A 6685-nucleotide genomic window follows, 5' to 3' on the forward strand; every position below is an offset into this window, starting at 1 on the left:
TGGCGTGTTTCACGTGAAACACGCCATCAAGTAACCTATTAACTCCACAGCCTATACGACCTTCTTTGCCAAGCCGAGATATGTCTCGATAACCTTGGGGTTGTTCGCCAATTCGCACGCCGGACCCTCGAGCGCAAACTCCCCCGTTTCGAGCACGTATCCATGATCCGATATTTGCAGCGCAGCGCGCGCGTTCTGCTCGATCAATAGCGTCGCTACGCCCGTCTGCCTCAGCGCGCTGACAATGTGGAAAATCTCCTTCACAATCAACGGCGCCAGGCCAAGGCTAGGCTCATCGAGCATAAGCAGATCCGGCTTTCCCATCAACGCGCGCCCAACAGCAAGCATTTGCCGCTCACCTCCCGATAAGGTTCCCGCAGCCTGCTTCCGCCGTTCCTTGAGGCGCGGGAATAGTTCGAAGACGTGATCGAGCTGATCCAGATAATTTCGCTCTCCCGCGCGCTTGCGCCGATAAGCACCCAAAACCAAGTTGTCTTCCACCGTCATGCTGGCAAACAGCTCGCGTTTTTCCGGCACCAGACACATCCCACGTGAAACACGCTTTTCGATCGCAAGGGTCGAGATGTCCTCGCCGAGATAGCGAACTACACCTTTCGCGTGGCCCGTGGAGGGTAAGGCACCCATGATCGCGTTGAGTAACGTCGATTTGCCGGCGCCATTCGGTCCAATGACCGAAACGATCTGACCCGCCCCAACCGTCAGTTTTCCGTTATGAAGCGCTTCTACCTTGCCGTATCGCACCGACAAGCCTTCAACTTGCAAAATATTTTCCTGAGCCATCAATCCACCCCACCCAGATACGCCTCAAGAACCGCCGGATCTTTCTGCACGTCTTCAGGCAGCCCTTCAGCTATCCGCGTCCCGAATTCCATCACAACCAGTCGATCGGTAAGATTCATGACGAAATCCATATCGTGCTCAACCAGGAGAATGCTCATGCCCTCACCCTTCAGGCGACGCAACAACTCAGCAAGCTGAAGTTTCTCTTGATAACGTAAACCTGCTGCAGGCTCGTCGAGCAATAACAAAGTCGGATCGCAGCAGAGCGCGCGGGCGATTTCCAAAATACGCTGTTGCCCGAGCGCGAGACTGCCGGCTTCGTCGTAGAGATGCTTTTCGAGGCCCACCCGCCTGATCTGCTTCGCCGCTTCCGACATTAGCCGCCCTTCTTCCGCCGCATTGAGCCGCGCGACGCTCCTCCACACGCCCGTCTTGCCGCGCAAATGTGCGCCGATCGCGACGTTCTCAAGCACCGTCATGCCCGCGAGCAGGCGAACGTGCTGAAACGTCCGCCCGATACCTCTTTTGACAATTTCACGTGAAGTCAGCGAATCGATACGTTCGCCGTGAAACGTAATCGAGCCGCTCGTTGCCTGCAGCACGCCAGTGACCAAATTGAAGGTCGTCGACTTTCCCGCACCGTTCGGCCCAATCAGCCCGATGATCTCGCCCGCCTTCACCTCAAAGCTGACATCGTTGACGGCGACCAGCCCGCCGAACTCCTTGCGGGCTTGATCCACCACCAGCAAAGGCTCCCCGGTCACCGGCTTCGCGCGCTGCGGTAGCGCGTCGGCGTGATCGGGAACGTGTGCACGCGGACCCGCCGGAAACAGACGCGCTACGAACGGCCAGACGCCCTGCCGCGCATATTGCAGCAACAGCACCATCAACACGCCGAACACGATGATCTCAAAATTGCCGTTGGCGCCGAGCAACTTGGGCAGCAGGGTCTGGAGATAGTCCTGCAATACGGTGAGGATCGTCGCCCCAAGGACCGCACCCCAGACATGCGACACGCCGCCGACGACCGCCATGAACAGAAATTCGATGCCGTGATTCAAGCCGAACGGCGTCGGATTGACCGCCCGTTGCAGATGCGCGTAGAGGAAGCCGGAGATCGCCGCGAGCACGGCGGCGTAGATGAAAATCACCACGCGCATCCACGCGGTGTTGACGCCCATTGCTTCCGCCATCGTGCCGCCGCCACGCAGTGCGCGAATGGCGCGGCCCGGACGACTATTGAGCAAGTTCTGCGTCGATACCACCGACAGCAACACGACGACCCAGATCAGGTAATAGATCGATCGGCCAGATTCCAGATGCCAGCCAAACAGGTTCAACACCGGGATGCCGTTGATGCCGTCGTACTTGCCTAGAAAATCGAGATTCCCGAACAGGTAGAACAGCGATAGGCCCCAGGCAATCGTTCCGAGCGGGAGAAAGTGGCCGGACAGCCGCATGGTTACCATGCCGAGCAATAGCGCGACCCCAGCCGTCAACGCCACGCCGACGATCAACGCCAGCCACGGTGAGACGCCAAATTGCGTCGTCAGGTAAGCGGTTGAGTACGCTCCCAGCCCGACGAACGCGGCCTGCCCGAAGCTCGTCATTCCGCCGATTCCCGTCAACAACACTAGCCCGATAGCGACGATCGAATACAGGCCGATGTAGTTCAGCAGCGTGATCCAGTATTCCGGAATACCGACCGGCTGCGGCAGCACGGGCAGCGCGAAGACGACGATCAGGAAAACCCAGAAGAATTTATTTCGCATCACGAATTTCATCGCGTCATTCCTCGTCTTCATCCGAATGCGGACTTGCCAGGCTCCGCCACACCAGCACCGGAATGATCAGCGTGAAAACGATCACCTCTTTGTATGCGCTTGCCCAGAACGATGAATACGATTCGAGCAGGCCGACAAGCAGCGATCCGGCCGCCGCGAGCGGATAACTCACCAGGCCGCCCACGATCGCCCCCACGAAGCCCTTCAGGCCGATCAGGAATCCCGAGTCGTAGTAGATGGTCGTTAGAGGGGCGACCAGGACGCCGCAAAGCGCCCCCAGACCCGCCGCGAGCGTAAAGGCCAACCGTCCAGCCTGCGTCGTGCCGATGCCCACCAGGCGCGCGCCAAGCCGGTTCACGGAGGTCGCGCGCAGGGCCTTGCCCGAGATCGTACGATCGAAGTACGCATACAGCGCGACGATCAACACGGCTGCCGTCCCGACCACCCACGCGCTCTGACCCGACACCGATACACCGCCGATGTTGAACGTGGCATCGGTGAAAGCGCTCGTGCGCGAACCTTCCGCGCCGAACATCACGAGGCCGAGGCCGACCATGGCGAAGTGCACGGCGACCGCGACGATCAACAGGAGCAAGGTGCTTGCCTCTGCGATCGGTTCATACGCGAGCCGATACACGAACGGTCCCATCGGAATCACGATCAGCAGAGTCAACGCGATCTGGGCGATCATCGGCAGCGAATACGTGAATACGGCATGAGTCACCGCGTACACGGCGACCGGGAACACGAGGTATTTACCCGCAAGCACGGCGAGCGTTCGCCCGATCTGCCGATGGCGTGACGGATGGCGCGCGATGGTTGCCACCTCCGCGACGAAGCACCCCACGCCCATCGCAATGAGCAGCCAGCATGTGGCTGGAACCTTCTGGGTTTGCAGCGCGGCCAGCGTGAGCGCGCCGTATGCCACGAACTCGCCCTGCGGGATGAAAATGACGCGCGTTACTGAGAACACGAGGACCAGCGCGAGCGCAAGCAATGCGTAAATCGCGCCGGTGGTGATGCCGTCTTGCGCGAGAATCGCCGCAATCGATAAGTCCATATTCCCTCTTTGGCGGGATGCCGGCTTGGTTTGGTTTGGTTTGGGGCTTTGGTCGGGGGCCGTTTCTGGTGCTTTAGCTAGCGGTGAGTGTGGGGCGAGGGCGGAGTCCTTCTGCTTGCGTGGTCGTTCTGCATATGTCGGATTTTCTTGGTTATTTCTGTTAGCCCCTATCCGGGGCGGGACTTCATTTCTTTGCAAACGCGCAAAGAAACGAAGCAAAGAAACGCGTTCAAACTGCGAATACCTAAGGGTCGTCGTCGCTCATTTCAGGTTTTTGGCACGAACGTAGCGCGGCCCCGCAACCTCAACCCGCAGTTGAACACCCACCTCAAGCACCAACGACACGCACACGCTTCGCCTCCAACCCTGCAGTCCCCCCATCCCCTAGTCGTTCTGCACCTTCCACTTCCCATCAACGATTTGCACCATCACGCGCGCACGGTCATCAAACCCATTATGGTCAGCCGGCGTCGTGTTCATCACGCCATGTGCAAGCGGCAAATCCTTGAGGTTTTCAAGCGCACTACGCAACGCTTCGCGGAAGGCTTCCGTGCCCGGATGCGCCTTCTTCAACGCCTCAGGAATCGCCTGCTCAAGCATGTGGCCTGCATCCCACGCATGTCCACCAAACGTCGATATCGATCCAACACCATAGGCCTTTTCATAAGCACTCTTATAGGCCAGCGCCGACTTCTTCACGGGATTGCTGTCAGGCAATTGCTCGGCAACCAGAATCGGCCCAGCCGGCAGCAACTCGCCATCGCAATCCTTGCCACACACACGCAGGAAATCATTGTTCGCCACTCCATGCGTCTGATAAACCTTGCCCTTGTAACCGCGCTCTTTCAGCGCCTTTGCCGGCAATGCCGCCGGCGTTCCGGCACCCGCGATCAACACAGCATCCGGATTCGCTGACATCGTCTTCAGTACCTGCCCAGTCACAGACGTGTCCGTCCGGTTATAGCGCTCATTCGCGACGATCTTCAGCTTGTGCGCAGCGGCCGCAGCGGTGAATACGCTCGACCAGCCATCCCCGTATGCGTCCGCAAAGCCAATAAACCCAACCGTCTTCACACCATGCTTTTCCATATAGCCGGCGATCGCATCAGCCATCAGGCTGTCGTTTTGCGGCGTCTTGAACGCCCACGCACGCTTGGCATCCATCGGCGAGATGATCGACGCAGACGCCGCCATCGAGATCATCGGCGTCTTGCCCGCGCTCGCCGCATCGATCATGGCCAGCGAATTGGGCGTCACCGTCGAACCGATAATCGCGTCGACGTGATCTTCATCGATAAGCTTGCGCGTATTCTGCACAGCACGGCTCGTGTCGGAACCATCATCCAGAACGATGTATTCCACCGACTTCCCACCAATCTCCTTCGGCAACAACGCAATCGTGTTTTTCTCAGGAATCCCAAGCGATGCCGCCGGCCCCGTCGCCGAAAGCGTAACGCCAATCTTTACCTGCGCCATCACGCCGCTCGCACCAAACGCAAGCGCGAGTCCCAGCGCCGCGCCGACGATCTGCCACTGTTTGGTCTTCTTCATTGCATCGTCTCCAAGACGCTTTGCCATCGCACACCCAACAGGCGCGCTGCTGCGAGTTGTTATGAATACCTGCCATGCGGTCTTCGTCAAAACTGCCGCCTCAATCTGCTTCGATCTGCGCCAATCTGCTTCAATCTATTAACAGCTGAAAAACGTGCCTAGAGGCATTTTCCCTCAGCGCCGCTCACCAACGCGCGTACAAAAAAAGGCGCGTTCGAAACAACGCGCCTTGTCTGTCAGTCATAGCCTCATAACGGTATTGGGCACCGCTAGTCTTTAACAAGCGTCCACTGCCCACCAACAATCTCGACCATCACGCGCGCACGCTGATCAAGTCCCGAGTGATCGCCCGGGCTCATGTTGAAGATGCCATGCGAGCCAGGCAAATCCTTCGTGTCTTCGATCGCCGCGCGTAACGCCTCACGAAACGCCTGCGAACCGGGCTGCCCCTTCTTCAACGCGATGGGAATGGCTCGTTGAAGCAACAAGCCTGCATCCCACGCGTGACCGCCAAATGTCGATACCGACCCCGCGCCGTACGCGCCCTCATACGCCTGTTTGTACGCAAGCGCCGCCTTCTTCACCGGATTGGAATCAGGCAACTGCGCCGCAACCAGCAACGGACCAGCCGGCAGGAACGTGCCATCGCAATCCTTGCCGCAGACGCGCAGGAAATCGTTGTTCGCCACACCGTGCGTCTGATAAATCTTGCCCTTGTACCCGCGCTCTTTCAGCGTCTTTTGCGGCAACGCGGCCGGGGTCCCCGCGCCCGCAATCAGCACGGCATCGGGATTCTGCGACATCACCTTCAACACCTGCCCCGTCACCGACGCGTCGTTTCGAGCAAAGCGCTCGTTCGCGACGACCTTGATCTTCGCGAGATCGGCGGCCTTGGTGAATTCCTTGAACCAGCTTTCGCCGTAGGCGTCGGCGAAACCAATAAACGCGACCGACTTCACCCCATGATTCGACATGTGCGTTGCGATCGCAGTCGCCATCAGGATGTCGTTCTGCGGCGTCTTGAAGACCCACGCGCGTTTCGCGTCCATCGGCTCCACAATGCTTGCGGCCGCCGCCAGCGAAATCATCGGCGTGCTGGTCTCCGAAGCCACGTCGATCATGGCGAGCGAGTTCGGAACGACGGTGGAACCAATCAACGCGTCGACGTGATCTTCGCTCGTCAGCTTGCGAGCGTTTTTCACGGCTTGAGTAGAATCCGTCGCGTCGTCGAGGACGATGTACTGGACCCTTTGTCCCGCGATCTCTTTCGGCAACAACGCGATCGTGTTTTTCTCAGGGATGCCCAGCGACGCAGCCGGACCCGTGGCCGATACCGTCACACCAATCTTGATGTCCGCGAATGCCTGTGCGCTGATTAATACCGATGCGCTCGTTACGAGCATGGCCGCCGAGATCCAACGTAATGCCAACTTCATTGCACTTGCCCCGTAATAAGTCCTGACCACCCACTGACTATTCGATGTTTTAT

Annotated in this window: 5 protein-coding genes; all 5 read right to left on the reverse strand. The window is 58.8% G+C overall.

Annotated elements, in window-relative coordinates; translation table 11 throughout:
• Positions 1 to 51 precede the first annotated feature (51 nt).
• Positions 52 to 801 carry an ABC transporter ATP-binding protein gene (locus WCA53_RS08080; protein WP_423907774.1) on the reverse strand — a complete coding sequence of 250 codons (750 nt, stop codon included), beginning with the start codon at positions 799 to 801 and terminating at the stop codon, positions 52 to 54.
• On the reverse strand, positions 801 to 2585 hold the full coding sequence (locus WCA53_RS08085) for an ABC transporter permease subunit (protein WP_423907776.1): 1785 nt from the start codon (positions 2583 to 2585) through the stop codon (positions 801 to 803). The genes WCA53_RS08080 and WCA53_RS08085 overlap by 1 nt, the downstream gene beginning before the upstream one ends.
• A 4-nt stretch (positions 2586 to 2589) precedes the next feature.
• Positions 2590 to 3645, reverse strand: coding sequence for a branched-chain amino acid ABC transporter permease (locus tag WCA53_RS08090; protein WP_423907778.1), 1056 nt, complete (start codon positions 3643 to 3645; stop codon positions 2590 to 2592).
• 384 nt (positions 3646 to 4029) lie between these two features.
• The gene (locus WCA53_RS08095) at positions 4030 to 5196 is read right to left on the reverse strand and encodes an ABC transporter substrate-binding protein (protein ID WP_423907780.1); all 1167 of its coding nucleotides are present in this window, start codon (positions 5194 to 5196) and stop codon (positions 4030 to 4032) included.
• Between the two features lie 269 nt (positions 5197 to 5465).
• Positions 5466 to 6632 (reverse strand): ABC transporter substrate-binding protein, encoded by a 1167-nt coding sequence (locus WCA53_RS08100; protein ID WP_423907783.1) that lies wholly within the window; start codon positions 6630 to 6632, stop codon positions 5466 to 5468.
• Between the last annotated feature and the right edge of the window lie 53 nt (positions 6633 to 6685).

It is taken from the genome of Caballeronia sp. (assembly GCF_049581465.1).
GTDB lineage: Bacteria > Pseudomonadota > Gammaproteobacteria > Burkholderiales > Burkholderiaceae > Caballeronia.

What these genes read in the sequence shown, in the direction of transcription:
- WCA53_RS08095 (WP_423907780.1), bottom strand. Translation starts at nt 5,196, where the DNA reads ATGAAGAAGACCAAACAGTGGCAGATCGTCGGCGCGGCGCTGGGACTC.
- WCA53_RS08100 (WP_423907783.1), bottom strand. Translation starts at nt 6,632, where the DNA reads ATGAAGTTGGCATTACGTTGGATCTCGGCGGCCATGCTCGTAACGAGC.
- WCA53_RS08090 (WP_423907778.1), bottom strand. Translation starts at nt 3,645, where the DNA reads ATGGACTTATCGATTGCGGCGATTCTCGCGCAAGACGGCATCACCACC.
- WCA53_RS08080 (WP_423907774.1), bottom strand. Translation starts at nt 801, where the DNA reads ATGGCTCAGGAAAATATTTTGCAAGTTGAAGGCTTGTCGGTGCGATAC.
- WCA53_RS08085 (WP_423907776.1), bottom strand. Translation starts at nt 2,585, where the DNA reads ATGAAATTCGTGATGCGAAATAAATTCTTCTGGGTTTTCCTGATCGTC.